The organism is Bradyrhizobium sp. CCGUVB4N (genome assembly GCF_024199945.1).
Taxonomy (GTDB): Bacteria; Pseudomonadota; Alphaproteobacteria; order Rhizobiales; family Xanthobacteraceae; genus Bradyrhizobium.
Genome location: NZ_JANADP010000001.1, coordinates 6,202,411 through 6,225,440, shown reverse-complemented (window position 1 = coordinate 6,225,440; position 23,030 = coordinate 6,202,411). Strand labels below are relative to the sequence as shown.

Here is a 23,030-nt window from a genome sequence, read left to right as displayed (position 1 = left end):
CTGCCCATCTTAGGAGCGCTTCCCCATGCCGGGGATTTGGGAAACGAACATGAATTTCTCGCAATGGTCCCGCAGTCTGGTGAAGACGATTGCCGTCGTTCTGGCGCTCGCGCTGCCGACGGCGCTTGCGATCTCCTCCGCTGACGCCCGCGTTGGCGGCGGCGTCTCGTCGGGTTCGCGCGGTTCGCGGACCTTCTCGGCCCCGCCGTCGACTACGACCTCGCCGGGCTCAACCTCGCAATTCAACCGCACCTACAGCCAGCCGGGCGCCGGCATGAACACGGCTGCGCCCGCGCGCGGTGGCCTGTTCGGCCGCGGCGGCGGCTTCCTGGGTGGTCTTGCGGCCGGCTTCCTCGGCGCAGGCCTTCTGGGCATGCTGTTCGGCGGTGGCCTGTTCGGCGGCCTCGGCGGGCTCTCATCGATCCTGGGTCTGATCATCCAGATCGTGCTCGTCGTGTTCGTGGTGCGGCTGGCGATGTCCTGGTGGCAGCGCCGCAACGCGCCGCAGGCGGCCTATGCCGGCGCTGACGGCAGCGCCGGTCAGGGACCGCAGACGAACTATCGCAGCGGCCTCGGCAGTGGTCTTGGCTCAGGTCTTGGCGGCGGCTTCGGCTTCGGCGCCAACAACGCGCCGCTCGAGATCAAGCCGGACGATTACGAAGCATTCGAGCGTCTGCTTGGCGATATCCAGGCGGCCTGGTCGAACGAGGACGTTGCAAAGCTGCACACGCTCGCGACCCCGGAGATGGTCTCTTATTTCGAGAGGGATCTCGCAGAGAACCGCGCGCGCAATGCCGTCAACAAGGTGACCAACGTCAAGCTGTTGCAGGGCGACCTCGCGGAAGCCTGGCGCGAAGGCGAGACCGACTACGCGACGGTGGCGATGCGCTTCGCGCTCACCGACAAGACGGTCGACCGCAACACCGGCGCGATCGTCGCCGGCAGCGAGCAGCCGGGCGAAGTCACTGAAGTCTGGACGTTTGCTCGCCGCCCCGGCAGCGCCTGGGAATTGTCGGCGATCCAGCAGACCAACTGATCGCGCTCGACATGAGAAACCGAGGCGTCGTGCTTCCGGCACGGCGCCTTTTTCTTTTGGACGTCTCGCATCGCGGCATCGGAATAAGCGGGCGCGCGTCGGGTTGACATCAGGTGGCTAAATACAAATACAACTGGGAGGACAGGATGATCCGCATCGCAAGATCCGTGACGGTGTCAGGCCTCGCGCTCGCTGCAGCCTTGCTTGCGACGCCATCGGCGCAGGCGCAGTCGGCCGGCATGACGTTCTTCGTGACTTCCAACGGTCCGGGCAAGGGCGCCGATCTCGGCGGCCTCGATGGCGCCGATGCGCAGTGCCAGAAGCTGGCGCAGGCCGGCGGCGCCACTGCAAAAACCTGGCACGCCTATCTCTCGACGCAAGCGGCCGACGGCAAGCCCGCCGTCAACGCAAAAGACCGCATCGGCAAGGGACCGTGGCAGAACGCCAAGGGCGTGGTGGTCGCCAAGGACGTTGCCGACCTGCACAGCGCGGCCAACAATCTCACCAAGCAGACCGCGCTCAGCGAGAAGGGCGAGGTCATCAACGGCCGCGGCGACACGCCGAACCGGCATGACATCCTTACGGGATCGCAGGCCGACGGTACCGCCTTTGCCGCGGGTGAGGACAAGACCTGCAAGAACTGGACGTCGAGCACGCAAGGCGCGGCGATGCTCGGTCATGTCGACCGTCAAGGCCTGCGCGACGACGAGCCGTCAAAGTCCTGGAACAGCTCTCACCCTTCGCGCGGCCCCGATGGCGGCTGCTCGCAGGCCGATCTGAAGACCACCGGCGGCGACGGCCTGCTGTATTGTTTTGCGGCGAACTGAGCGACTGAGCTCTCCTCCGTCATTGCGAGCCACCGGGTCCGCGCGAAGCGCGGCCCGATGACAGGCTCCGTGAAGCAATCCAGAGTCCCTCCGCGGTGACAGTCTGGATTGCTTCGCTTGCGCTCGCAATGACGTGTGGGGCCAATGGGACGCTCACGACGACGGAACTTGCGTCGCGTGCTAGGCTTTCCTGCGCGCGTCTCAAAGGACTGTCTCATGAAATACGAGCTCTACTACTGGCCCGAGATCCAGGGCCGCGGTGAATATGTGCGGCTGGCGCTGGAGGAGGCGGGGGCGGCTTATGACGACGTCGCACGCGGCCCGCGTGGCTCGGCCGCGATGATGAAGATGATGGAGGCGCACAAGGGCACGCCGCCCTTTGCGCCGCCGTTTCTGAAAGCGGGCAAGCTCGTCATCGGCCAGACCGCCAACATCCTGCTCTATCTCGGCGCCCGGCACGCTCTCGCGCCGAAGACGGAAGCAGGACAACTCTGGGTACACCAGCTTCAGCTCACCATTACCGACTTCGTGGTCGAGATCCACGACACCCATCATCCGCTCGGGCCTTCGCTGTACTATGAGGACCAGAAGCCGCCGGCGAAGAAACGCACCGCCGAATTCTGGGACGAACGCGTGCCGAAATATCTGGACTATTTCGAGCAGCTTCTCGACGACAATGGCGGCGCCTATGTCACCGGTCGGCGCCTGACTTACGTCGATCTCTCACTGTTCCAGATTGTCGCCGGCCTGCGCTATGCCTTCCCGAAGCGCATGAAGGCGTTCGAGAAGAATATCTCCGGCCTCGTTGGTCTGCACGACCGGATTGCAGCGCGGCCGAATATCAAGGCCTATCTCGCAAGCGAGCGCCGGATTCCGTTCAACGAGCAGGGCATCTTCCGGCGCTACCGCGAGTTGGATTATTAGAGCGTTTTCGAGCGAAGTGGGTACCGGTTCGCGTGAAGACAACGCGTCAAAGCAAGAAGCTTTAGCCGGTCCGGACGGAGGCTGGCGGCAGCTCCCGTTCCGGACCGGCCGCTTCGGGCGCGATCGGTCGCCCAAAGGCGGGATGGCTCCCGACTGGCTGCGCGCGCTCGGGACCGGATCGACCGTCCGAGCGATCGGGAACGGGATAGAGATCATGCTCGTCGGGGCAGGGGGGCTTGCAGAACATCATCGCCTCTCGCGTTGCGCATCCGGATCGGAATCGCGTGCAGGTGCGAGCCTTCTCTAGCGAGGTCCATTCGCCACGGCGTCAGTCGATCGGAGGACGCGCAGGTCTTTTCAGGAGGCGCCGATGTGACGCGCGCTCACCACAGTCCGGGCAGCACGCGGTAGCGCACGCGTGCCGCATAGTCGGCATAGCCGGCGAGGCCCGCGATCAGCGTGCGCTCCTCGATGCGGATGCGGACCGCAAGCAACGCCAGGAAGAGCGGCGCGATCGCCAATCCCCACAACGAGCCGAGGATCAGCGGCACGCTGGCAAAGAACAGAATCATGCCGCTGTACATGGGATGGCGGACATGGGCGTAGGGACCTGTCGAGATCACGCGCTGCGCACGTTCGGTCTGCAGCTTCACCACGGGGGCGGCGAACGAATTCTCGCGAAAGACCCATAGCGTGAACAGGGTCGAGGCGAGGAACAGCACGAAGCCGAGCACCTGCCATGCGATGGTCATGTGGGATGCAACATGACGACGGTCGAGCCCCATCACGACGAGCCAGCCCAGCATCGCCACGACGAACGCGACCATGAAGACCTTGTCGGCAGCCGGCTGGTCTCTCTGAAGAACCGGGCGCAGACGTTCGGCCAGAAGCGCCGGATCGATCCGGTAGAGCCACCAGCCGCAGAGCGGGCCGAGCAGGACGGAGGTGACGAGAAATACCCACGCGCCGGGCCAATGCAGCGTGCCGGCGGCAGCGAACAGCAGCGCGCCCATTCCGGCGGTGAGGACGGTGTTCTGTAACAACAGGCGTGCGATCATGTTCGATCTGCCTCCATCACGCGCCGGGCCATTGATAGCACGCTTCCGGCCGACAAGCGGCCGGCGCGACGGCGTTGGCGTCAGATCTTGATGGGCGGTGTAAAGGCCGCCACGAGCCGCACCAGATCGGCCTGCCGTTTGGTTCCGGTCTTCGTGAAGATCCTGGCGAGGTGGGTCTTGATCGTCGTATCGGCGACGCCCATGCTTTTGGCAACGTCTGGGACACCGCCGACCTCGACGATGGACAGGAACACGCGCAACTCGGCCGGCGTCAGCTTGAAGAGCTTGCGGATGAGGTCGGGTGCAACGATCGTATCGATCGCCGCTTTGCTGACGAACAGGACGGCACAGGCCTCGTAGCCGGCGCCGAATGTTTTGCGGCGCCCGGCGGTCAGCGCCACGAGATGCCCCACATAATGCGATCCGTCGCGGGCCGCCAGATGCAGCGAGAGGCCCGCCCGGTCGCCGAGAGCCGTGCCCGCCAGAGCCTGCCGCAGCATGCGATCCGCATTCAGGTCGGACGTCACGAGCCGGCCATGGACCGAACGAAGCACGTCGGCTTCGTCCAGAATCTCCTGCGCGCTCGCGTTGGAGTGCGTGATGTGACCGTTGGCATCAAGCAGCAGGATGGCGGCTCGCAAGGCATCGAGCGTGCGGGCCGACGTCGCCTCCAATGCGTTCTGCTGTTGCAGCTTCTGCCGGATGTGCATCGCCCGCTGCATGTGCGGGGTGAGGTGAGAGATCACCCGATACATCTTGCGATCGACAGGACCGCCGGCCTTCATGATCGAGAGGCGGGATATTCCATCGCTGGACTTGTCGAGCAGGATGTTGGCAGCGTCCTCGAGACCCTGCGGCCGTGTCCATTCGTTGTAGAACATCGTCTTTCGGAATTCGTCGACGTCGATCCAGTCCCCGATGGTCTGGATCTGACCGACCGGCGCGTGGAGCACCGCGCGCGACGGATCGAACGGCTCGTAGGTTTCGATATAGGATCGAACATAGGCGAGATCGACACCGACGGCATGCGAGATCACGGCCTCGCCGCGAGCCCCGATCCGGACGAGGCCACCGCCCTGGCCGCCCGCGAGTTCGACGATACTGGCAAGCGTCGTCGTCCACCGGGAATCGTCGAGCGCTGCGTCGTAGATGTTCCCCACCAGCGAGAGCAGCTCGTCATTCAGTTCCATTGGCGTGTCCCATGAACGCGTGGATGGACTCGTTCGGCCTCGCACATGAGCACGCCGGATGTGGAAATTTGATGAGCCGGATCACACTTCAGGGCTGGGAACAATCACGCCCGAGGCCGGCGGCGCGGCCCGGCGGGCTCGCTTCGCGATGTGTGAGATCAAACAAGGAGAGGCCGCGCTATCCGGCAAATCCGGACGCGCGAAAGGCCCGGTCAACCGGACCGGGCGATCCATCGCAGGCAAGCCGGATCAGGCGAGCTGATCGATCCGCGTGCCCTGGCCCGGCGGCAGCGGCGCGGGCGGCGTCGGTTGATAGGTCGGGTCGTTGTCCTTGGTCTTGGTCTGGTCGTCCGGCTCCTTGGTCGTGTCGTAGCTCGGGACCACGATCGTCACAGGCGGCGGCGCAACACTGGAAACGCTCATCCACAAATCCTCACAGATTGAAACAATTGACCCTGCCCTGTGAGGGACGAAAGCTCCGTCAAGCCAATTGTTAAAATGTGAGGGATCTGGTGCGAAAAGGAAGGCGTTTTCGCGCCCGACATCACACTGCGCTCGCAATGTCGGAGTCTGTGGCCGCTTGCGAAGCGACACATGCGTGTCGCGACTGCGGTGAGAGCAGCTCGGCCTACTCGTCCTTCGGCCGCGTGATCGTGATCGCGGCTTCCGTCTTGGTGCGCGTGCATTCCATGTTGAGGCGCTTGTAGCGCATCGTCACCTTGTCGCCGCGCAACAGGCCCATGCGCTTCAGGCAGCGCGTCGCGCCGGTCGTGGTGTCGTCCTTCGTCACCGTGAAGATGATCGCGGCCGCGGACGCCACCAGATCATAGAATTGCGGCGTCGGCTTGCGGTCGCCCTTGGCATAGAGCTCGTTGGAATAGGTCTGTCCCTGCGACCGGCAACCGAGCGACAGCTCCTTCGCTGCCGGGTGGGTGAGGTAGATGATATTGGCGGCCTTGAAGTTCACCTTCAGCCCGTCGATGCCGCCGGCGAGCTGCTTTGCGATGTCGTCGCACTGGTCCGCGCGCGCAGGCGCGGCGAGGGTCACAAGGCCGATGATTGCGGCGGCGACCACAATCGCGCCGCGGACGTGCAGTTTGAAAATCATGATGAAAAGCCCCTTGAGCGCGCGCATTCAACCGTCGCCGCGCGCGAAGCGCAAGGGGTGCAACCCGGCTTGATTGGGCACAACTACGACCCCCCTCTGATCGAAGGAGGGGGTAGGAAAATGGCCGCAATGGCCCCGAATCCGGATGCCCCGGCCGCGCCGGAACGCCTTCCCTTTGCGGCAAAAAAGCTTAGAACGCTTCTATGCTTAGAGGCCCGCGAGGGCTCCAGAACCCCGAGATTGCCCCCATGAACGCTCCCACCGCCTTCCCCGACGCCTCAAAACCCGTCCCGCCCTACAAGCACACCCCGCTGTTCCCGCTGGGCAAGGACGAGACGCCCTACAAGAAGATCACGGCCGAGGGCGTCCGGGTCGAGAAGGTCCTGGGCAAGGACATGCTGGTGGTGTCGCGTGAGGCGCTGCGGGCGCTGTCGGAGGCGGCTTTCGGCGACATCAACCATTATCTGCGCCCGGGCCATCTGAAGCAGCTCCGCGCGATCCTGGAGGACGGCGAGGCGAGCCCGAACGACAAGTTCGTGGCGCTGGATTTTCTGAAGAATGCCAACATCGCCGCCGGCGGCGTGCTGCCGATGTGCCAGGACACCGGCACCGCCATCATCATGGGCAAGAAGGGCTGCAACGTCATCACCGACGGTGACGACGAAGCGGCGCTGTCGGAAGGCGCGCGCGATGCCTATTTGCGCCGCAATCTGCGCTACTCACAGGTCGCGCCGCTCTCGATGTACGAGGAGAAGAACACCGCCAACAACATGCCGGCGCAGTGCGAGATCTACGCCGAGGGCGACGACGCCTACAAGTTCATGTTCATGGCCAAGGGCGGCGGCTCCGCCAACAAGAGCTTTCTGTTCCAGGCCACGCCGTCCGTCCTGACCAAGGACCGGCTGCTCGCCTTCCTGAAGGAGAAGATCCTGACGCTGGGCACCGCCGCGTGCCCGCCTTATCACCTTGCCATCGTGATCGGCGGCACCTCGGCCGAGCTCTGCATGAAGACGGTGAAGCTGGCGTCGGCGCGCTATCTCGATGCGCTGCCGACTCACGGCTCGCCCGACGGCAACGCCTTCCGCGACGTCGAGATGGAGAAGGAAATCCACAAGATGACGCAGTCGCTCGGCGTCGGCGCGCAGTTCGGCGGAAAATATTTCTGCCACGACGTGCGCGTGATCCGGATGCCGCGCCACGGCGCCTCGCTGCCGATCGGGCTCGGCGTGTCCTGCTCGGCCGACCGCCAGGTGCTCGGCAAGATCACCAAGGACGGCGTCTATCTCGAGGAGCTCGAGCACAACCCCGCGCAATATCTGCCGCAGGTCGAGGAGTCGCTCGGCGGCGAGGTCGTCAAGATCGATCTCAACCAGCCTATGAAGGACATCCTTGCGACGTTCTCCAAGAACCCGATCAAGACCCGGGTCTCGATGACCGGCACCATGATCGTCGCGCGCGATAGCGCCCATGCGAAGCTGCGCGAGCGGCTGGAGAAGGGCGAGCCGCTGCCGGATTATTTCAAGAACCATCCGGTCTATTACGCCGGTCCCGCCAAGACGCCCGAGGGCTACGCCTCCGGCGCGTTCGGTCCGACCACGGCGGGCCGCATGGACTCCTTCGTCGACCAGTTCCAGGCCGCGGGCGGCTCGATGGTGATGGTGGCCAAGGGCAATCGCGCGCCTGCCGTGTGCGAGGCCTGCAAGAAATATGGCGGCTTCTATCTCGGCTCGATCGGCGGTGCGGCGGCAAACCTCGCCGAGCACTGCATCAAGAAGGTCGAGGTGCTCGAATATCCCGAACTCGGCATGGAAGCGATCTGGCGCATCGAAGTCGTCGACTTCCCGGCCTTCATCATCATCGATGACAAGGGGAACGACTTCTTCAAGGAATTGAATCTGGGCTAGCCTGCTTTCACCTCTCCCCGCTTGCGGGGAGAGGTAAAAAAGCTAACTGCAATTCGTGACCTGGTTGGAACACAGCGCGCGCCACCAGCCGCGGACGCCGTCCTCGCTCTCGACCAGCCCCCAGAGGCCGCTGCACGCAAAGATGCGCTTCGGCCCGCCGTCGGTGTCGATCGCGCCGCCGAGCTCGCGCTGGGCAGGCATCCATTTGGCATCGACGAAGGGCGCCTGAAACAGGCCGCCCATGCGCGTCGCGCCATTGGCGTAGGACGCGCCGACTTTGTTGGAAGCGACCCAGCCGCGGCCGGCGTAAGGCTTCGGCGCGCTCTGCGGATACCGCTTCTCGTCCTCGTAATCCTTGCCGGGTGGCCTCGCGCCTTCGATCAGGAACCAGCCGTCCCTAAAGCCGATGATGCGGAATTCGGTGAGCCAGCCGCCATCGGGCGTGTTCTCGGCGCCGCCAAGCTTGAGCCGGTAGGGCGGCGGCAGGGTCCCGAGCACGCGCGCCTTCGCTGAAGGCTCGGCGCGGACGTTGAGGCCGTTCGGATCCTTGTCGATCGACCAGGCGCCGAGATCGCAGGGCTCGGTACCTTCGGGCAGCGTTGCCCGGTTGGCGGCGAGATCGGCGTGCAATTTTGCGAAATCGGTGTCGTCGTTGTCAGGATCCGGCGCGGCACGCGGCTTCAGTTCGGCTGACAGTGCACGCGTTGCATCCGGCGTCAGCGTGACGACGAGGGCCTGGCGCGCGGCGAACACGCTTGCCGGTGTCTTCGGATCGTTCGACGATGCAGGATAGACGGCGAGATAGCCGGTCGAACCTTCGGTCTTGTAGGCGGTGCCGGCAACGTAGCCTGCCGGCACCATGGCGAGCGCGCTTGCGCGCCACGCCGGTTGAGTGTCATCCGCACGCGCCGCTTGTGCCGCGACACACAGGATCACTGCCGCGATACGATGGAGGGCACGCATGAATGCCGCGCGGGCTTACGCGCGCGCGCCGGTGAACGGGAAGCTGCCCATCGGGCCGATGCCCATCTCGCCGCTCATGCTGTCGCCGGAAACCTTGCCTATGAACTCGAGCGTCAATGGCATGGGATTGGTGATGGAGACCTTCCAGTTGACGGCGTCGCCGCTGACGGTGCCGTCGAAGATCTCGGCGGTATTGCCTTCCGCGCCCTGCGTGCCCGTGAGCGTGCCGCCCGCTTCCTTCAGGCTCAGCGTCGCCTGGCGCTCGCCCATCGGCGTCGTCATGGTCAGATTCCAGTTGCCGTCCACGGCCATTCGCGTCTCCCGAACATTGTCCCGGCGGGCTGCGATGATCCGCAACCAGTCCTGGGTCGAGCGTATAGCGCAACTTGGCTCGCGCGCCTAACGTGCCTTCAACGCTTCTTGGGGCGGCATTCAGGCGCGGGCGGCGGCGCGTCGGCGGCTGGTGACGACGAGCCTGAACACCACGTACTGCACGGCAAAGGCGAGGGCCTTGGCGCCACCTGCGACCGCCGAGATGTAGAACGCCCACAGCTTCAGATCGCCGGTGGCGGCGACCGCGATCGTGCCGGCGCCGAGGACGAACATCAGCGCGGCCCAGGCATAGCCCGCGGCGGTGACGTATTCCGGCGCGGTCTCGACCACGATCGGCGGCATGTAGCGCAGCATCCAGCCGCGCTTGAGCATGATCGCGCCGATCGCGAAATGCGCGATCGCAGGCTTGGCCAGCATGAAGCGGGGATCGTTGGTCAGCAGCGTGACGGTGCCGAGCACGATGACGAGCGCGACGCTCGCATAGGTCATGTAGCCGAGCTCGCGCCCCTTGATGCGGGCATAGACAACTTGTGCGATCGCGCCGGCAATCGCGACCGATGTCGCGAGGATGACGTTGTCGGTGACGAGGTAGATCACCAGGAAGACGATGGCCGAGAGGAAGTCGGAGGCGAGGCGGGCGAATACGTCCTTCATGGTCGGTCCTGTCTCACTGCGCGTCGGTCAGCGCGCCGGCGGGCGCACCATACTTGATCTGGCGATATTCGGGATACCATTTGGTGAAGTAGATCGCGCTGTTGCGGGCGGCGAAGGCAACTGCAAGGCCGAGCCAAACCGGCAGGCCCGGGAAGTAGAGCAGCACGATGTTGGCGGCCATCATCAGCAGCGCCGCGACGGTCCACGCGCCGGTGATGATGTAATTGGCGGTGAGGAAGCCGGGCATCGCCGCGGTCTCGGCCGGCACGGATTCGATCGCGTATTGCAGCGTGAACGGCCGGCGCGCCAGCATCGAGCCGAGTGAGATGACGAAGATGCCGATATCGACCGAGAGCTTGACGCCGAGGCTGCCAAGCTTCGGATCGAACAGCACGAGGGTGAGGCCGATGCCGGCGAACAGGATCGCCGAACCCGCGGCCAGGATCTTCACCGAGCGGCCGCGGGTCACGTCGATCGCGATGGTCGCAAGGCAGATGGCGGAGGCCACGAACACGCTGGTCGCGGCCGACGTCACCATCATCAGGAAGGTGTAGACCCCATAGGGGGCAAGGATCAGGAAAATCGTCATGGTCGCCTCGATCGAACCAATCTTTACGATGTCAAGATTGATAGTTCAGGGCCGGCGCCGGGTCAAGCGAAATCTTTACAGTGTCAAAATGGTATGGATGACCTGTAAAAACTGAATTGTTGCAATGGCTTGATCCGATATCTCGTCGGCGACGGCGGCCCAGGGCAGGCGCGACAGCATGGTCAGCGCGGTGCTGATCAGCAGGCCGATGGTCAGGAAGATGCTGCCGCCGCGGCAGATCATGAATTTGAGCGAGCCCGGCGTCGCGTACATGCCGAGCGGATGCAACAGCCGCGACAGCACCAGCGCACCCATCAACAGGTGAATGCGCAAGGGCGATGCGCCGGACATTTCGAGAAACGCGACCATCAGCGTGATGATCGGAACGTATTCCATGAAATTGCCATGGGCACGGATCGCGCTGCGCAGGCCTTCACTGCCGCCATCGTTGAACGGGGCGTTGCTGTTTCGCCGCAGCCGGATCACTTGCAGCGCAAGCGCGGCGTAGATCAGCGCGAGGATCGCGAGATAGTTCGCCGTGATCGAGGGCATGTGCATGCGAGGCCTCGCTGGTGGTGCAACCGCAACGACAGGGGAGGGAGCTACTGCGCTCCCACCCAATTGCCGTGAAAGCCGTCGGGCACGCGATGGCCGAGCTGCACCAGCGCGGCGGGGCCGGCCTCGATGTCGGTGGCGTTGAACACGGCGAGGTCGCTGCGGTTTTCCCGCGCGCGCCAGACCACCGCCAGCAGCCAGCCGTCGCCTTCCTCCGCATCCTTCGATCGCTCGACGAACACCGGCTCGGAGATGGTGTCGCCGGCCGGCAGCTGATAGTGCCCGAGCCGCTTGCCGGTGCCGTCGACATGCACGACGCCGGACAGCGCGCCGAACATCGGCTGCTTTGGATGCGCGCAGGCGTACCAGCCGTGCCGGCTCTTCAGGCCGGCGCGGCGATCGTCGACGCGCGGGAACTCTCCAGTGAGATCGTCGAGATAGGTCTGCTGGAAACGGTCGGTATTGCCGGCGAGATCGAAGGTCCAGCGGCAATGGCGCGCGAATGGCGTCTTGCGCTCGATGGGCGAGCCGTCGGGATGCGGAAACAGCGGCGCCTCCTCGAATTGCATGACGTCGGCGACGATGCGATTTCCCTCTTCCCACGCATTCATGACGTGGAAGACGTAGCAGGCTTCACCGCGAAACCAGACGATGTCCTTTGCCGTGCCGTTGCGCTTCATGACGCCGACATAGGCGCCTTTCTCGGGCTCCCAGGCATAGGGTGGCTTGCCGCTCATCGCGCGCTCCATGCTGCCGGTGATCGGCAGGACTGGAAACAGCACGTGATTTTTGGTGACGATGAAGTCGTGCACCATGCTGGCATAGGGTGTGTCGAAACGCTCGAAGCGCGTCACCTTGCCGCTTGCGTCGATCGATCCGTAGGAGAGGGCGGGTGTCAGCGGTCCCGCCGCATTGTAGCCGAAGAACACCAGCTCGCCCGTGACCGGATCGACCTTCGGATGCGCGGTGAAGGCGCCCGCGATGCGGTTCTGATAAGTGTGATAGCCGCGCGTGGCCAGCGTGCCCGGCTCGATCTCGGTCGGCAGATGTCCCTCTTCCAGTGCGAGCAGCTTGCCGGCATGGAAGACGATGTTGGTGTTGGCGACGCCGCCGTCCGTGACGTGAGCGGGCGTGTCCGGCAACCTGCTGCCAAAACCCTTGCCGAAGAACGCACGGCCGGCGTCGTGCTCAGCCTGCCATTTAGGGGTGCGGACCCAGCGGTTGCGGTAGCTGGCGCGGCCATTCTCCAGATGAAAGGCATGCAGCATGCCGTCGCCGACGAACCAGTGCGCACCCGGCACCTCGAACTGCGGATTGGGGCCGTTGCGGTAGAGCGTGCCGTTCAGCTCGCGCGGCAATTCGCCGACGACCTTGAGGAAAGGCGCGTCCGCCTCGAACGGAATCGGTGCGATATTGTTGCGGCGCTCGGTGACGGCGTCCTGCTGCACGGCGTATCCCTCCCTATCTTTACATCGTAAAGATGCCATAAGGCCATGCGCGGCTTCCGTCAAGTGAAATCTTTACACTGTCAATATTGCGTCATATAGCTTGCAAATGGCCAAGACCGACACCAAGGGCGAAACCGCGCGAAGCCTGCGCACCCCGAAAAAGACATCGCCGGCATCTCGCCCGGCGCGCCGTCCGGCGAGCGCGAAGACCGAGACGCCCTATCATCACGGCGCCTTGCGCGAGGCGCTGCTGCAGGCAGCCGAGCGGGTGATGGAACGCGACGGGCTCGCCGGCCTGACGCTGCGTGCGGTGGCGCGCGAGGCGGGCGTCTCGCATGCCGCGCCGACCCATCATTTCGGCGATCTCACCGGCCTCGTCAGCGAGCTCGCCGCGATCGGCTTCCGCCAGTTCAACGCGGCGATGGCGTCGGCCTGCGACGCGGCCACCTCGCCGCTGGAGCGGGCGCTGGCGCGGCCCAAAGCCTATGTCGCCTATGCCCAGGCCCATCCCGGCATGTACGGCCTGATGTTTCGCACCGAGCGGCTCGACTATTCCAGGCCCTCGCTGCAGGAGGCCGCGGAATCCTCCTTTGCCGGTCTGGCCAATGCCATCGGCGCGATGCGGCAGGAGCCGATCAGCGGCGATGCACTGACCATCGAGCAGGGCGCTGCGATCGCAAGGGCCTGGTCGATGGTGCACGGCTTCACCATGCTGCTGCTCGACGGTCGGCTCGAGGATATCCTGGAGCGGCTGCCTGATGGCACGACGGCCGAGCAGCTGCTGGAAGCGATCCTGAAGTCGACGGTGGCGGGCAGGCTGTCCGCTTCTTGATCAGGCGGCAGATCGCAACGTTAGCGACATTTGGTTGTCGGGCAGCGGAACTCGCGGCCCTGCACATCTTTCATTGTGGGCAAGGTTCGAAACGCGCTTTCGATAGACCTGACAGCGGCGCGGAATCGTTCTAGAAGGGCGGCTTCGCTTGGGCTCATGCAGCCTGGTTCGCGTCCTCGTCACAATCGATCATGCCAGTCACCGCTTCCAGCAAATCCTATCGTGTCGGCCGTTCCAAGACGGGACTCGGCCTCTTCGCCACCATGCCGATCAAGAAAGGCACCCGGATCATCCGTTATTTCGGACCGATCCTGGACTGCCGAATCCCTGCGCAGGACGACATCGAGAACAAATATCTGTTCGAGCTCAACAACCGCTGGACCATCGACGGCTCGGTGCGCAAGAACCTCGCCCGCTACATCAACCATTCCTGCCGGCCCAACGCCGAATCGGACGTCCGCCCGCGCGAGCGCAAGGTCTTCATCCGCGCCATCAAGAACATCGAGCCGGGCGACGAGATCAACTACGACTACGGCACCGACTATTTCAAAGCCTATCTGAAGCCGATCGGCTGCAAGTGCCCCTCCTGCGAAAACAAGCGCAAGAAGCAGCGCGCCGAGGTCCGTGCCGAACGCGCCAAGGTCAAGGCCCGTGCCGAGCGCAAGGCGCAGAAGGCCGGCGCGAAAACCACCGCGGTGAAAAAGAAAAAGCTGAACGGCAAGCATTTTGCCGGCAAGGTCGGCCGCGGCAAAGTCTAGGTCCGGTTCGACCGCCGCCGCCGGCCTCGTGTCCCGAACGCAACGCCGCGCCACTTTGGCGCTGCCCAGCAACGCTAACCGCGCTGTGCGTCCGGGACACGTGAGTGTCACGCCGCCACCACACTCCCGCTCTTCCGCAATCCCACATATTGCAGTTCGGCGAACACGCCGGTCGCAATCGCCTGCGCGACGACCATCAGCTCGCCGCCGAGGTTCGGCGACACCGCGCCGGAGAACAGCAGCGCGATGCTGCCTACGGTCCAGGCGGCGTTGCCGACCACGACCAGCAGCACAAGTGGCTTCGGCACCGCCGTGCGCGAGGCGAGCCAGCCGACCAGCGCGGTGTAGGCGATCAGGAACAGGCCGGTTTCCCGCAACAGCGCCTCGGGCAGGTTGAACAGCGTGGCGAACGCGCCGGCGCCGAAAGTGAAGCCGAGCGCGGCGACGCCGCTGAAGACGGCGTCGGCGAGCAGGGCACGGCGCAGGAAGGTGGATGCGTCAATCATCGTCGGACTCCTTGGTTGGGGTGGGCTTTGGGTGAACTTGGGGTGAACTCAGTGCGGTCCGCGCCACCAGGCACGGAGCAGGCGGGCGAGGCGGAACGGGCAGAGGCTCCTGCCGACGCTGTGCTCGAAGGCGGTGACCTGGGCGACGACATAGTCGCCGGTCGAATGCACCGGCGGCTCCGGCATGTTGAGGCTGCGGGCCAGCATCCGGGTCGCGAGCGTCATCGCCCAGGGAAGAAGGTGGTCTGCAAGAGTGCGGTAGAGCAGCAGCGCGATCATGGTCATCTCCTGTGCTCGGGAAGATGCGCCGGTCGGGGGCCCAATTCGATTACCTCGGGGGTAATGGATGAGCTGAAATGCGCGTGGTAGGTTTTCGACCATGAACGCACATGCATCCACGGCACGCACTGAGCCCAGCCAGCCGGTCCATATCGGCGACCATTTGCGCGAATGGCGGCAGCGCCGCCGCATGAGCCAGCTCGATCTCGCCGGTGAGGCGGAGATCTCCGCGCGCCATCTCAGCTTCGTCGAGACCGGACGCGCCGCGCCCTCGCGCGAGATGGTGCTGCGGCTGGCCGAGCGTCTCGACGTGCCCTTGCGCGAACGCAACGTGCTGCTGGTGGCCGCAGGCTTCGCGCCGGCCTTTCCGCAGCGCTCGCTGGAGGATCCCGCCTTGAAATCAGCCCGGCAGGCCATCGACCTCGTGCTGAGAGCGCATGAGCCCAATCCGGCGCTGGCCTATGACCGGCACTGGAATCTGGTGACCGCCAATCGCATGGTGGCACCGCTGCTGCAGGGCGTTCCGGAGCGGTTGCTGGGCCAGCCTTTCAACGTGTTGCGGCTTGCGTTTCATCCGGAGGGGCTGGCACCGCGCACGGTCAATCTCGCGGAATGGTGCGCGCATCTGCTCGAGCGCCTGCACCGGCAATGCGAGGCGACGGCCGATCCGGAACTGGTCAAGCTCTACCACGACCTCAAGAGCTATCCGATCCCGGCGCGCTCGGGCCCGCTGTCGAGCGATAATGTCGCGATCCCCTTCAAGCTGCGCCATGACGGCGGGATACTAAGTTTCTTCTCAACCACCATGGTGTTCGGCACGCCGGTCGATATCACCCTGTCGGAGCTGGCGCTGGAGACGTTCTTTCCGGCCGACGAGCGGACCGCGGCGTGGCTGAAGCAGACGGCGGCAAATATGGCCTAGCACGCTCATCGAGTCCCCCTTGCCTCGGGCGGCGTTCGGCTTATCTTCCGACAAAACCGCACCGCCCCAAATTCTTGCCGCCCAAAGGAGGCGCTCATGAGCACGCTGAAACCGCTCCAGATCGATGTCGTCTCCGACGTGGTGTGCCCGTGGTGCTATATCGGCAAGCACAGGATCGAGAGCGCGCTCGCGCTCGTCCCCGATGTTCCGGTCAAACTGAATTTCCGCCCGTTCTTCCTCAATCCCTGGGTGCCGCGCGAAGGCATCAGCCGCGAGGACTATCTCACCCAGAAGTTCGGTTCGGTCGAGGCCTATAAGGGCATCGCCGGCCGCGTGGTCGCTGCGGCAAGCGAAGAGGGTCTCGTCTACAAGCCCGAGCTCGTCGCGCGCCAGCCCAACACCACCGATTGCCACCGCCTGATCCTCTGGGCCGAGGCGATCGGCAAGGCGCCCGAGATGAAGCAGCGGCTGATGGAGCTGTATTTCCGCGACGGCGGCGATCTCACCGACGTCAACGTGCTGGTGCAGGCCGCGGCCGATATCGGCCTCGATGCCGACGACGTGCGCAAGCGCCTCGCCACCGACGAGGATGTCGCCCGCGTGTCGGCCGACGCGCAGGAGGCTGCCGAGAAGGGCATCTCCGGCGTGCCGACCTACGTGTTCGCGCAGAAATACGCCGTCTCCGGCGCGCAGGATCCGAACCTGCTTGCGCGCGCCATCCGCCAGGTCTCGGCGGAGATCAACGCGCAGGCCGCGGAGTAGCGAACGCTTATTTGCGGAGCAGGTGGATCGCGCGGCGCGCCGCTTCGCGCGCCAGGCCGCGCGCGCTTAGCGCTGCATGGATCAGCGCCACCATCGGATCGTTGCGCCGCAGCGGGATCAGCACGTCGCCGATCGCAAAGCGGCCGCGCCAGATCGGGTTGATCATGGGATGGTCGGCATTCGCGGTGGAATCCGCGCTGGCAATGGCGGGATCGGCGCAGAGATGACGCGTCAGATCGAGCGTGAGCTGTACGCCGGGCGAATATTTGGAAAAACGCTCGTCGACGCCGAGCTTGAAGAAGAAGGCGCGGTCCTGATGGCGCAGCACGATGCCGGCGGCCACGGGGGTGGTGCCGGCGCGCAGGGTGACGATCTCGCATTGCGCGGTCTCGGCAAGCGCGGGGACGGCGCGGCGGATGAAGGTCGCATCGCCCGCGTCCTGAATCAACGCAGTGCCGCGCTCGCCCTTCCAGCCGCTGGATTCGAGCTGCAGGAAGGTCTCGAGCGCGGGCTTGATCTCCTCCACCTTGCGCGCAACGTCAAAGCTGATCGCGCCATGTTCTTCCAGGCGATGGCGCTGCCGGCGCAGCTCCTTGAGCTTCTTGGCACCGAGCGCCTCGTGCAGCAGCCTGTCGCCATCCTGTGTCGCATCGAGGCTGGCGCGGATGTAGGAGGCGAGCACGCGCGGCTTCAGGCGGGCCTGCCCGAGCGCTTGCCTGAGCGATGCCATCGCAGCGCCGTCGAGCGCGACATCGCGCAGGACCAGCGCGTGCACGCCGGCCTCGCGCGCGCGTTGCAGCAGGCGCGTCGCGGCCTCGAGCGAAGCGTCGCGATCGATCAGCGGGCTGCACAGCGTGCCATAGGGATGTGCGCTCACCAGCGCGGGCAGGGGGATCTTCAGGGCATGCCAGAGCGAGACCACCGGCATCAACCCGATCAGCCGCGTCGAGGAACCGCCGCAGACGGACAGGGCCGAGGCACCGACACGATCGCGCGCGGTTGCGCTGACGGCGAGCTCCCAGGCGGGCAGGTAATAGCCGTTCGGCTCGACCGCGCGCTGCGCCAGCGCGCGCCATTGCCCGGGCTCGATCGCCGTGAGCGGGACGAGCGCGGGCGTCGCATCCTTCGCCGATGCCGGATTGATCGCAGCCTGATGCGCGATGTCGACCACGTCCAGTCGTCCCCGTTCGCGCGGGCAGAAGCCCTGCGTTACAAGGTCATGCTTAGCGCAAAGATTGGAAAATCCCGTTGGGACGCCGCTTCAATTCGAGTGGTATTGTTAACGTCTCATTGAGCATCCGGCCGGCCGGCGGATGCCGTCTCGATCCGGAGAACAAAAATGGTCGCCACGTCCTTCACGCCGATTGCATCGCTCCTGGGCGGTGCGCTGATTGGCCTGTCCGCCGTGCTCCTGATGTGGGCGACGGGGCGGATCGCCGGCGTCAGCGGCATCGCGGCGCGGTTGTTTCCGCCTTACGAGGACCGCGAATTCGCCGGCCGGCTCGCCTTCGTGGCCGGCCTCATTGCTTCACCCGTGCTGGTGCGGCTTGTGACCGGAAGCCTGCCGGCGCAGACGATTGCCGCGGGAGCGCCGGTGCTGATTGTCGCAGGGCTGCTCACCGGGTTCGGTGCGGTGTGGGGCAGCGGCTGTACCTCGGGCCATGGCGTCTGCGGCCTGTCGCGCTTGTCGGTGCGCTCGCTGGTGGCGACCATCACCTTCATGGTGACGGCCGCAGCCACCGTCTTCGTCATCCGGCACTGGAGCTGACGGCAATGACCATTCTCGTTCAATTCGCGATCGGCTTGCTGTTCGGCCTCGGGCTCATCGTCTCCGGCATGTCGAATCCGGCAAAGGTGCTGAACTTCCTCGACCTCGGCGGCATCCCGGCGGGCACATGGGACGCGAGCCTCGCCTTCGTGATGGCCGGCGCGGTCGCCGTGACCTTCGTCGGCTTCAGGCACGTCTTGAAGCTTGCACGTCCCGTCTTCGCCGAAAGCTTCCACGTGCCGACACGTAGCGACATCGATCCAAAGATCATCGTTGGTCCTGCGATCTTCGGCATCGGCTGGGGATTGGCTGGCTTCTGTCCGGGACCGGCGCTGACCGCGCTCGGCTTCGGCTCGACCTCGGCCGTCATCTTCGTCGCCGCGATGTGCGCCGGCATGATGCTGGCCCGCTTCATCGCGCAACTGCCATCAGCGACGCGCGTCGCGGCGCCGGTTCATCCGCTCGAGTCCTGACGCAGGCAGGACCGGACGAGCGATCTCGTCCGGTCCTTTGCAGTCATGCCGTGTGGCTTACCAGCGGTCGCCGACACCGACGCCCACGCTGACGCCGGGCGCGCGAATGCCGACGCCGGCGCGCGGACCGTCGTCCCAGTCGTGATCGCGATAGGTGCGGCGCTCGTAATAGCGCTCGCGCGGCATGGCATCATAGGAGTCGCGCACGATCACGCGCGCGCCGCCGCGGGTGCGATAGCAATTGCCGGCGTCATCGCAGACGAGCCGGACCTCCTGAATGAGATCGGGGCTGGTGTATTCGCTGGTCGTGTACAGATCCGCAGCCTTCGCGCCGCTCGCCGCAGCGAGAGCCCCGACACCGGCCAGCAGTGCAATCGTGAACGTCCTCATCCTGTTCTCCTCCGAAACTGCCCTCGGCGGTAACAAGAATGGGAGGCTGTGATCGTTCCGGCAAAATTACAGGTTTTTCCCGGAACCAATCGCCATGCGGCGCGATCAATCGCTAGATCGGCTCGTAGGCTTCCGACCCGCAGATATCGTCGGCTTCCGCGCGCCGCCGGTCGATGACCTTTCCGCCATTGATCGTCACGATGTAGGTCTGGGTGCCCAGCGCCGAGCCGGTGGCCGAGGTGAGTTGCGCACGGACGCAGGCCGTCCAGCCCTGTCCGCGGACCTCGTGATGGGGCAGAGCGACTTGCACCTCCCGCGGATAGGATGTGTTGAGGAAAACCACGTCGATCTGCTCGCGGACCACGCGCTTGACGTCAGGCGGCGGTTCGGGTGGCGGCTGGTCGGCCTCCTTGAGGCGCATGAAGTCGGGCACAGGCGCGCGGCTGTCGGCAAAGCCGCACGCGCCGAGCGCGAGCACGCCGGCGAGCAGCGCCACATGAGCAACAATCCGCAACATTCGTGAAGGTCCCCTGCGGGCCAACAGATAGGCGCGAATTCGACGGGACGAAGTCCCGGCCGATCAACATTTGCTGAAGGGGTAGAACCGGCCACATTTGCTATTATGCGATTGCGGGCTAATTTGTACCCCGGATGAGGGGGATTGCACCAATGAGAGTTTTGGTCATCGCGGCCGCGCTGCTGGCACTGGCGGTTACCTCCGCGCAGGCGCAGATGGGCGGCGGCCGGCGCCAGCCGCAGGACAGCGGCCAGAAGCCGGACAACAAGCCCAAGGTCGATGAGAAGGCCTACAAGGCCGCGCTCGAACGCATTCCGGACCCCAAGGAAAAATACGATCCGTGGGGTGGGGCGCGTCCGAGCGAGCCTGCCAAGAAGCCGAAATAGCGCGAGGTGGTGTCGTGGCGGGCCGGCTGCGATATCTGGTTGGCCTCGTTGTTCTGCTTGTTGCGCGGCCGTGTGTCGCCTGGGAGAACTGGGGTGGCGATCCCGGCGGTTCGCGTTTCTCGCCATTGCGCCAGATCACCTCCGACAATGTCGGCCAACTCATCCGCGCTTTCGAATTTCACACCGGCGATGTTGCGGCGCGTCCTCCCGAAGTGATGCGGCGAACCAAGTTCGAGGCGACACCGCTGTTCGTCGAGGACAGCCTGATCTTCTGCTCGCCCTTCAACGAGGTGATCGCACTCGATCCGGGCACCGGAGCGCAGAAGTGGCGCTACGACCCGAAGATCGCCATCAACCAGCGTCCGGCCAATCGCTATGTCTGCCGTGGCGTCAGCCACTGGGTTGACGACGCTGCGCCTCAAGGCGCCGCCTGCCGATCGCGCATCTTCATGGGAACGAACGATGTTCGCCTGATCGCACTCGATGCCAGGACAGGTCTTCCCTGTGCGGATTTCGGCAAGGGCGGCGAGATCAAGCTCGATATCGGCATGCCGCTGGAGTGGCCCGGGGAATTCCAGATCACGTCGCCACCGGCGGTCGGCCACGGCGTTGTCGTGGTCGGCTCCTCGATCGGCGATAACCGCCGGGTCGATGCGCCGAGCGGCGTGGTGCGCGCGTTCGACGCGCGCAGCGGTGAGCCGCGCTGGACCTTCGAGCCGCTCAAGCGCGACGGCATCGAGGCCGGCCATGCCAATGTCTGGGCCGCCATGTCGGTCGATGCGGCGCGTGGGCTGGTGTTCCTGCCGACATCCTCGCCGTCGCCGGATTTCTGGGGCGGCAAGCGGCCCGGCAATAACGAGCATGCCAATTCCGTCGTCGCACTGCGCATCGAGACCGGCGAACTCGTATGGGCATTCCAGACTGTGCATCACGACGTCTGGGACTACGATCTGCCGGCGCAGCCGACGCTCGCGCGCATCGACACGGGCGACGGCCCGCGCGATGTCGTGATCCAGCCGACCAAGCAAGGTTTCGTCTTCGTGCTCGACCGCGACACCGGCAAGCCGGTGTGGCCCGTCGAGGAGCGCGCGGTGCCGCAAGGCGGCGCCGAGGGTGAACGACTTTCGCCGACGCAGCCGTTCCCGACGCATGTGCCGGCGTTGACGTCGCAGACGATCTCGACCGACGATGCACTCTCGCTATTGCCCGGCCTGCGCCGCTCGTCCTGCGAACGTCAGTTTGCAGAAGCGCGCAACGAAGGTCTTTTCACGCCGCCGTCGACGCAAGGCACGCTGGTGTTTCCCTTCACCGGCGGCGGGGTGAACTGGGGCAGTGCGGCATTCGATCCCGTCAACCAGATCCTCTATGCCAACACCAGCCGCGCCGTTCATCTCATCAAGCTGATCCCGCGCGCGGAGGCGGCCGGATTCAATCCGCCGCCCGGTCATGATTTCGGCCAGCAGAAGGGCGCGCCGTTCGCGATGTCGCGTTCGGTGGTGATGTCGCCGTTCGGGCTGCTCTGCAACAAGCCGCCCTGGGGCGAGATGGTCGCGGTCGATCTCAAGGCCGGCGGGATCCTCTGGCGTTCGACCGTCGGCACCACCGAGGATGTGGCGCCGCTCGGCGTGCCGCTGCCCTTCGGCGCGCCGCTGGTGAACGGGCTCGCGGTGACCGCAGGCGGTGTCGTCTTCACAGGCGCGATGGACGCCTACTTGCGTGCCTTCGATGCGCGAAGCGGACGAGAGCTGTGGCAGGGGCGGCTGCCGGTGCCCGGCGTTGCCAATCCCATGACCTATGCCTGGAAGGGCGAGCAATATGTCGCGATCGGCGCCGGCGGTCATTCCGAGGCCGGCACCTCGATTGGCGACAGCGTCGTCGCGTTTCGTCTCGCGCGCCCGGGCGAAGCGCCGTCATTGTGGTCGCGCACGATCGACCGCCCGGGCGGGCGGTTCTTTGCGGCATCGTCGGCGATCGCGCTCGCGATTGTCGCGCTGGTGATCGTTGCGCTGCGCTGGCGTCGCCGACGTCGTCGTATCAGGTCGACATGATGTTTGCGTGCATGCGATGCGAACAGTCATTCACATCGTGCGCGCTATTGCACGAAGGCGAGGCCGATGCGCTTGTCGTTGCGCCACACCGTGCGGCAATCCCGCACGAAATTGTCGCGTGAAATCGACAACGTGAACGATTGCGGCAATATGGCGGGGTTTTCGAGATCGATCGCGGCACCGCCGTCGGACATGTTGCGCACAGTGCACGCGATACCGCTATTTTCAAAGGTGATCGTGCCGCCCTTGAAAACCCGGTGACGTTGCGCTGCACGTTTCTCGATCATCCGCGTTAATCCATAACGATGATTGTGAAATAGCGCATAGAAATTTCATTGATCTAAACTCAATACTGGCGCTACTTGCACAGCGCTTCAGACTTCGTTTACGACGTTGAAGCGGCGAGTCACTTCCTTCCCGCCGAGTTTACCCCGCAAGCCTTTCCTTTATGGCGTTACGCGCCGATGGAGATTCCGATGAAGACCACGCTTTCGATTTTGTTCGCCGCAGCGCTCTCGTTGACTTCAATGCCCGCCCACGCCGTCAAGTGGGACCTCTCGACCATGACCTGCAAGCAATTCCTCGAGAGCGGCGAGGACAACATCGCGGTCGTGCTGACCTGGATGGACGGCTGGTACAAGGGCGACGAGGACAACGCGATCATCGACACCGAGGTGTTCATCGAGAACGCCAAGAAGTTCGGTGCCTATTGCGGAAAGAATCCAACCGTCAGCGTCGTCACCGCGGCCGACGAAATTCTCGGCAAGTAATTCTTGAAGCGTGTCGACTGAAGCGCGGAT

At 64.9% G+C, this 23,030-nt stretch carries 30 protein-coding genes; 14 read left to right on the top strand and 16 right to left on the bottom strand.

Annotated features, from left to right (window positions below; all coding sequences use genetic code 11):
- The first annotated feature begins 25 nt into the window (after positions 1-25).
- The 3 genes from NLM31_RS28970 (at position 26) to NLM31_RS28960 (ending at position 2,787) form a co-directional block, all read left to right on the top strand.
- Positions 26-1,036, top strand: coding sequence for a Tim44 domain-containing protein (locus NLM31_RS28970; RefSeq protein ID WP_254194470.1), 1,011 nt, complete (start codon positions 26-28; stop codon positions 1,034-1,036).
- Between the two features lie 146 nt (positions 1,037-1,182).
- On the top strand, positions 1,183-1,863 hold the full coding sequence (locus NLM31_RS28965; RefSeq protein ID WP_254132562.1) for a lectin: 681 nt from the start codon (positions 1,183-1,185) through the stop codon (positions 1,861-1,863).
- Positions 1,864-2,079: 216 nt separating this feature from the next.
- Complete coding sequence (locus NLM31_RS28960; RefSeq protein WP_254194469.1) at positions 2,080-2,787, top strand: glutathione S-transferase; 708 nt, start codon at positions 2,080-2,082, stop codon at positions 2,785-2,787.
- A gap of 383 nt (positions 2,788-3,170) precedes the next feature.
- Here NLM31_RS28960 and NLM31_RS28955 read toward each other — a convergent pair whose 3' ends face one another.
- Both NLM31_RS28955 and NLM31_RS28950 read right to left on the bottom strand, forming a co-directional pair.
- Positions 3,171-3,845, bottom strand: a complete 675-nt coding sequence (locus NLM31_RS28955; RefSeq protein ID WP_254194468.1) for an isoprenylcysteine carboxylmethyltransferase family protein — start codon at positions 3,843-3,845, stop codon at positions 3,171-3,173.
- A gap of 80 nt (positions 3,846-3,925) precedes the next feature.
- Positions 3,926-5,035 carry a LuxR C-terminal-related transcriptional regulator gene (locus tag NLM31_RS28950; protein ID WP_254194467.1) on the bottom strand — a complete coding sequence of 370 codons (1,110 nt, stop codon included), beginning with the start codon at positions 5,033-5,035 and terminating at the stop codon, positions 3,926-3,928.
- A 58-nt stretch (positions 5,036-5,093) separates the two neighbouring features.
- On the opposite strand from NLM31_RS28950, the gene NLM31_RS28945 reads away from it, so the two are divergent.
- Positions 5,094-5,297 (top strand): hypothetical protein, encoded by a 204-nt coding sequence (locus NLM31_RS28945; protein WP_254194466.1) that lies wholly within the window; start codon positions 5,094-5,096, stop codon positions 5,295-5,297.
- Here NLM31_RS28945 and NLM31_RS28940 read toward each other — a convergent pair.
- A complete protein-coding gene (locus tag NLM31_RS28940) occupies positions 5,285-5,458 on the bottom strand; it encodes a hypothetical protein (RefSeq protein ID WP_254194465.1) in 174 nt (57 codons plus the stop codon). The genes NLM31_RS28945 and NLM31_RS28940 overlap by 13 nt on opposite strands.
- Positions 5,459-5,663: 205 nt before the next feature.
- Entirely contained in the window at positions 5,664-6,143 is a 480-nt protein-coding gene (locus NLM31_RS28935; protein WP_254194464.1) for a hypothetical protein, read from the bottom strand.
- Positions 6,144-6,391: 248 nt separating this feature from the next.
- On the opposite strand from NLM31_RS28935, the gene NLM31_RS28930 reads away from it, so the two are divergent.
- Positions 6,392-8,047, top strand: coding sequence for a fumarate hydratase (locus NLM31_RS28930; protein WP_254194463.1), 1,656 nt, complete (start codon positions 6,392-6,394; stop codon positions 8,045-8,047).
- Between the two features lie 42 nt (positions 8,048-8,089).
- Here the strand turns inward: NLM31_RS28930 and NLM31_RS28925 are convergent, their stop codons facing one another.
- The 6 genes from NLM31_RS28925 to NLM31_RS28900 form a co-directional block, all read right to left on the bottom strand.
- Entirely contained in the window at positions 8,090-9,010 is a 921-nt protein-coding gene (locus NLM31_RS28925; protein ID WP_254194462.1) for an SH3 domain-containing protein, read from the bottom strand.
- Positions 9,011-9,025: 15 nt separating this feature from the next.
- Positions 9,026-9,322 carry a hypothetical protein gene (locus NLM31_RS28920; protein ID WP_254132555.1) on the bottom strand — a complete coding sequence of 99 codons (297 nt, stop codon included), beginning with the start codon at positions 9,320-9,322 and terminating at the stop codon, positions 9,026-9,028.
- A gap of 120 nt (positions 9,323-9,442) precedes the next feature.
- A complete protein-coding gene (locus NLM31_RS28915; RefSeq protein ID WP_254194461.1) occupies positions 9,443-9,997 on the bottom strand; it encodes an inner membrane-spanning protein YciB in 555 nt (184 codons plus the stop codon).
- 13 nt (positions 9,998-10,010) lie between these two features.
- Complete coding sequence (locus tag NLM31_RS28910) at positions 10,011-10,586, bottom strand: hypothetical protein (RefSeq protein ID WP_254194460.1); 576 nt, start codon at positions 10,584-10,586, stop codon at positions 10,011-10,013.
- A gap of 75 nt (positions 10,587-10,661) precedes the next feature.
- Positions 10,662-11,144 (bottom strand): MAPEG family protein, encoded by a 483-nt coding sequence (locus tag NLM31_RS28905; RefSeq protein WP_254194459.1) that lies wholly within the window; start codon positions 11,142-11,144, stop codon positions 10,662-10,664.
- A 44-nt stretch (positions 11,145-11,188) separates the two neighbouring features.
- The gene (locus NLM31_RS28900; protein ID WP_254132551.1) at positions 11,189-12,589 is read right to left on the bottom strand and encodes a carotenoid oxygenase family protein; all 1,401 of its coding nucleotides are present in this window, start codon (positions 12,587-12,589) and stop codon (positions 11,189-11,191) included.
- 106 nt (positions 12,590-12,695) lie between these two features.
- Between NLM31_RS28900 and NLM31_RS28895 the strand changes: the two genes are divergently transcribed.
- Together NLM31_RS28895 and NLM31_RS28890 are read left to right on the top strand one after the other, a co-directional pair.
- Complete coding sequence (locus NLM31_RS28895) at positions 12,696-13,421, top strand: TetR/AcrR family transcriptional regulator (RefSeq protein WP_254194458.1); 726 nt, start codon at positions 12,696-12,698, stop codon at positions 13,419-13,421.
- A 191-nt stretch (positions 13,422-13,612) separates the two neighbouring features.
- On the top strand, positions 13,613-14,179 hold the full coding sequence (locus NLM31_RS28890) for an SET domain-containing protein (protein ID WP_254194457.1): 567 nt from the start codon (positions 13,613-13,615) through the stop codon (positions 14,177-14,179).
- A gap of 107 nt (positions 14,180-14,286) precedes the next feature.
- On the opposite strand, the gene NLM31_RS28885 is transcribed toward NLM31_RS28890, so the two are convergent.
- Complete coding sequence (locus tag NLM31_RS28885; protein WP_254132548.1) at positions 14,287-14,685, bottom strand: hypothetical protein; 399 nt, start codon at positions 14,683-14,685, stop codon at positions 14,287-14,289.
- A 48-nt stretch (positions 14,686-14,733) separates the two neighbouring features.
- The gene (locus tag NLM31_RS28880) at positions 14,734-14,964 is read right to left on the bottom strand and encodes a hypothetical protein (protein ID WP_254196285.1); all 231 of its coding nucleotides are present in this window, start codon (positions 14,962-14,964) and stop codon (positions 14,734-14,736) included.
- A 100-nt stretch (positions 14,965-15,064) separates the two neighbouring features.
- On the opposite strand from NLM31_RS28880, the gene NLM31_RS28875 reads away from it, so the two are divergent.
- Both NLM31_RS28875 and NLM31_RS28870 read left to right on the top strand, forming a co-directional pair.
- Complete coding sequence (locus NLM31_RS28875) at positions 15,065-15,886, top strand: helix-turn-helix domain-containing protein (protein ID WP_254194456.1); 822 nt, start codon at positions 15,065-15,067, stop codon at positions 15,884-15,886.
- Between the two features lie 96 nt (positions 15,887-15,982).
- Positions 15,983-16,648: a DsbA family oxidoreductase gene (locus NLM31_RS28870; protein ID WP_254194455.1), complete on the top strand. Its 666-nt coding sequence runs from the start codon at positions 15,983-15,985 to the stop codon at positions 16,646-16,648.
- Between the two features lie 7 nt (positions 16,649-16,655).
- On the opposite strand, the gene NLM31_RS28865 is transcribed toward NLM31_RS28870, so the two are convergent.
- Entirely contained in the window at positions 16,656-17,819 is a 1,164-nt protein-coding gene (locus NLM31_RS28865) for a GNAT family N-acetyltransferase (protein WP_254194454.1), read from the bottom strand.
- 168 nt (positions 17,820-17,987) lie between these two features.
- On the opposite strand from NLM31_RS28865, the gene NLM31_RS28860 reads away from it, so the two are divergent.
- Both NLM31_RS28860 and NLM31_RS28855 read left to right on the top strand, forming a co-directional pair.
- Positions 17,988-18,416 (top strand): YeeE/YedE family protein, encoded by a 429-nt coding sequence (locus NLM31_RS28860; RefSeq protein WP_254132544.1) that lies wholly within the window; start codon positions 17,988-17,990, stop codon positions 18,414-18,416.
- Positions 18,417-18,421: 5 nt separating this feature from the next.
- On the top strand, positions 18,422-18,889 hold the full coding sequence (locus NLM31_RS28855) for a YeeE/YedE family protein (protein ID WP_254194453.1): 468 nt from the start codon (positions 18,422-18,424) through the stop codon (positions 18,887-18,889).
- A 57-nt stretch (positions 18,890-18,946) separates the two neighbouring features.
- Here the strand turns inward: NLM31_RS28855 and NLM31_RS28850 are convergent, their stop codons facing one another.
- Positions 18,947-19,279, bottom strand: coding sequence for a hypothetical protein (locus NLM31_RS28850; RefSeq protein WP_254194452.1), 333 nt, complete (start codon positions 19,277-19,279; stop codon positions 18,947-18,949).
- Positions 19,280-19,391: 112 nt separating this feature from the next.
- Positions 19,392-19,796, bottom strand: a complete 405-nt coding sequence (locus tag NLM31_RS28845; protein ID WP_254132541.1) for a hypothetical protein — start codon at positions 19,794-19,796, stop codon at positions 19,392-19,394.
- A gap of 152 nt (positions 19,797-19,948) precedes the next feature.
- Here NLM31_RS28845 and NLM31_RS28840 point away from each other — a divergent pair, with 152 nt between their 5' ends.
- Positions 19,949-20,182 carry a hypothetical protein gene (locus tag NLM31_RS28840; RefSeq protein WP_254194451.1) on the top strand — a complete coding sequence of 78 codons (234 nt, stop codon included), beginning with the start codon at positions 19,949-19,951 and terminating at the stop codon, positions 20,180-20,182.
- Positions 20,183-20,196: 14 nt separating this feature from the next.
- Positions 20,197-22,230, top strand: coding sequence for a pyrroloquinoline quinone-dependent dehydrogenase (locus tag NLM31_RS28835; RefSeq protein ID WP_254194450.1), 2,034 nt, complete (start codon positions 20,197-20,199; stop codon positions 22,228-22,230).
- A gap of 44 nt (positions 22,231-22,274) precedes the next feature.
- On the opposite strand, the gene NLM31_RS28830 is transcribed toward NLM31_RS28835, so the two are convergent.
- Positions 22,275-22,517: a PilZ domain-containing protein gene (locus NLM31_RS28830; protein ID WP_254132538.1), complete on the bottom strand. Its 243-nt coding sequence runs from the start codon at positions 22,515-22,517 to the stop codon at positions 22,275-22,277.
- Between the two features lie 189 nt (positions 22,518-22,706).
- Between NLM31_RS28830 and NLM31_RS28825 the strand changes: the two genes are divergently transcribed.
- Complete coding sequence (locus NLM31_RS28825) at positions 22,707-23,000, top strand: HdeA family protein (protein WP_165425184.1); 294 nt, start codon at positions 22,707-22,709, stop codon at positions 22,998-23,000.
- Positions 23,001-23,030 lie beyond the last annotated feature (30 nt).

What these genes read in the sequence shown, in the direction of transcription:
- NLM31_RS28855 (WP_254194453.1), top strand. Translation starts at nt 18,422, where the DNA reads ATGACCATTCTCGTTCAATTCGCGATCGGCTTGCTGTTCGGCCTCGGG.
- NLM31_RS28880 (WP_254196285.1), bottom strand. Translation starts at nt 14,964, where the DNA reads ATGATCGCGCTGCTGCTCTACCGCACTCTTGCAGACCACCTTCTTCCC.
- NLM31_RS28920 (WP_254132555.1), bottom strand. Translation starts at nt 9,322, where the DNA reads ATGGCCGTGGACGGCAACTGGAATCTGACCATGACGACGCCGATGGGC.
- NLM31_RS28895 (WP_254194458.1), top strand. Translation starts at nt 12,696, where the DNA reads ATGGCCAAGACCGACACCAAGGGCGAAACCGCGCGAAGCCTGCGCACC.
- NLM31_RS28970 (WP_254194470.1), top strand. Translation starts at nt 26, where the DNA reads ATGCCGGGGATTTGGGAAACGAACATGAATTTCTCGCAATGGTCCCGC.
- NLM31_RS28925 (WP_254194462.1), bottom strand. Translation starts at nt 9,010, where the DNA reads ATGCGTGCCCTCCATCGTATCGCGGCAGTGATCCTGTGTGTCGCGGCA.
- NLM31_RS28840 (WP_254194451.1), top strand. Translation starts at nt 19,949, where the DNA reads ATGAGAGTTTTGGTCATCGCGGCCGCGCTGCTGGCACTGGCGGTTACC.
- NLM31_RS28905 (WP_254194459.1), bottom strand. Translation starts at nt 11,144, where the DNA reads ATGCACATGCCCTCGATCACGGCGAACTATCTCGCGATCCTCGCGCTG.
- NLM31_RS28885 (WP_254132548.1), bottom strand. Translation starts at nt 14,685, where the DNA reads ATGATTGACGCATCCACCTTCCTGCGCCGTGCCCTGCTCGCCGACGCC.
- NLM31_RS28915 (WP_254194461.1), bottom strand. Translation starts at nt 9,997, where the DNA reads ATGAAGGACGTATTCGCCCGCCTCGCCTCCGACTTCCTCTCGGCCATC.
- NLM31_RS28830 (WP_254132538.1), bottom strand. Translation starts at nt 22,517, where the DNA reads ATGATCGAGAAACGTGCAGCGCAACGTCACCGGGTTTTCAAGGGCGGC.
- NLM31_RS28955 (WP_254194468.1), bottom strand. Translation starts at nt 3,845, where the DNA reads ATGATCGCACGCCTGTTGTTACAGAACACCGTCCTCACCGCCGGAATG.
- NLM31_RS28850 (WP_254194452.1), bottom strand. Translation starts at nt 19,279, where the DNA reads ATGAGGACGTTCACGATTGCACTGCTGGCCGGTGTCGGGGCTCTCGCT.
- NLM31_RS28825 (WP_165425184.1), top strand. Translation starts at nt 22,707, where the DNA reads ATGAAGACCACGCTTTCGATTTTGTTCGCCGCAGCGCTCTCGTTGACT.
- NLM31_RS28965 (WP_254132562.1), top strand. Translation starts at nt 1,183, where the DNA reads ATGATCCGCATCGCAAGATCCGTGACGGTGTCAGGCCTCGCGCTCGCT.
- NLM31_RS28945 (WP_254194466.1), top strand. Translation starts at nt 5,094, where the DNA reads ATGTGGAAATTTGATGAGCCGGATCACACTTCAGGGCTGGGAACAATC.
- NLM31_RS28935 (WP_254194464.1), bottom strand. Translation starts at nt 6,143, where the DNA reads ATGATTTTCAAACTGCACGTCCGCGGCGCGATTGTGGTCGCCGCCGCA.
- NLM31_RS28930 (WP_254194463.1), top strand. Translation starts at nt 6,392, where the DNA reads ATGAACGCTCCCACCGCCTTCCCCGACGCCTCAAAACCCGTCCCGCCC.
- NLM31_RS28950 (WP_254194467.1), bottom strand. Translation starts at nt 5,035, where the DNA reads ATGGAACTGAATGACGAGCTGCTCTCGCTGGTGGGGAACATCTACGAC.
- NLM31_RS28940 (WP_254194465.1), bottom strand. Translation starts at nt 5,458, where the DNA reads ATGAGCGTTTCCAGTGTTGCGCCGCCGCCTGTGACGATCGTGGTCCCG.
- NLM31_RS28860 (WP_254132544.1), top strand. Translation starts at nt 17,988, where the DNA reads ATGGTCGCCACGTCCTTCACGCCGATTGCATCGCTCCTGGGCGGTGCG.
- NLM31_RS28960 (WP_254194469.1), top strand. Translation starts at nt 2,080, where the DNA reads ATGAAATACGAGCTCTACTACTGGCCCGAGATCCAGGGCCGCGGTGAA.
- NLM31_RS28910 (WP_254194460.1), bottom strand. Translation starts at nt 10,586, where the DNA reads ATGACGATTTTCCTGATCCTTGCCCCCTATGGGGTCTACACCTTCCTG.
- NLM31_RS28875 (WP_254194456.1), top strand. Translation starts at nt 15,065, where the DNA reads ATGAACGCACATGCATCCACGGCACGCACTGAGCCCAGCCAGCCGGTC.
- NLM31_RS28890 (WP_254194457.1), top strand. Translation starts at nt 13,613, where the DNA reads ATGCCAGTCACCGCTTCCAGCAAATCCTATCGTGTCGGCCGTTCCAAG.
- NLM31_RS28870 (WP_254194455.1), top strand. Translation starts at nt 15,983, where the DNA reads ATGAGCACGCTGAAACCGCTCCAGATCGATGTCGTCTCCGACGTGGTG.
- NLM31_RS28845 (WP_254132541.1), bottom strand. Translation starts at nt 19,796, where the DNA reads ATGTTGCGGATTGTTGCTCATGTGGCGCTGCTCGCCGGCGTGCTCGCG.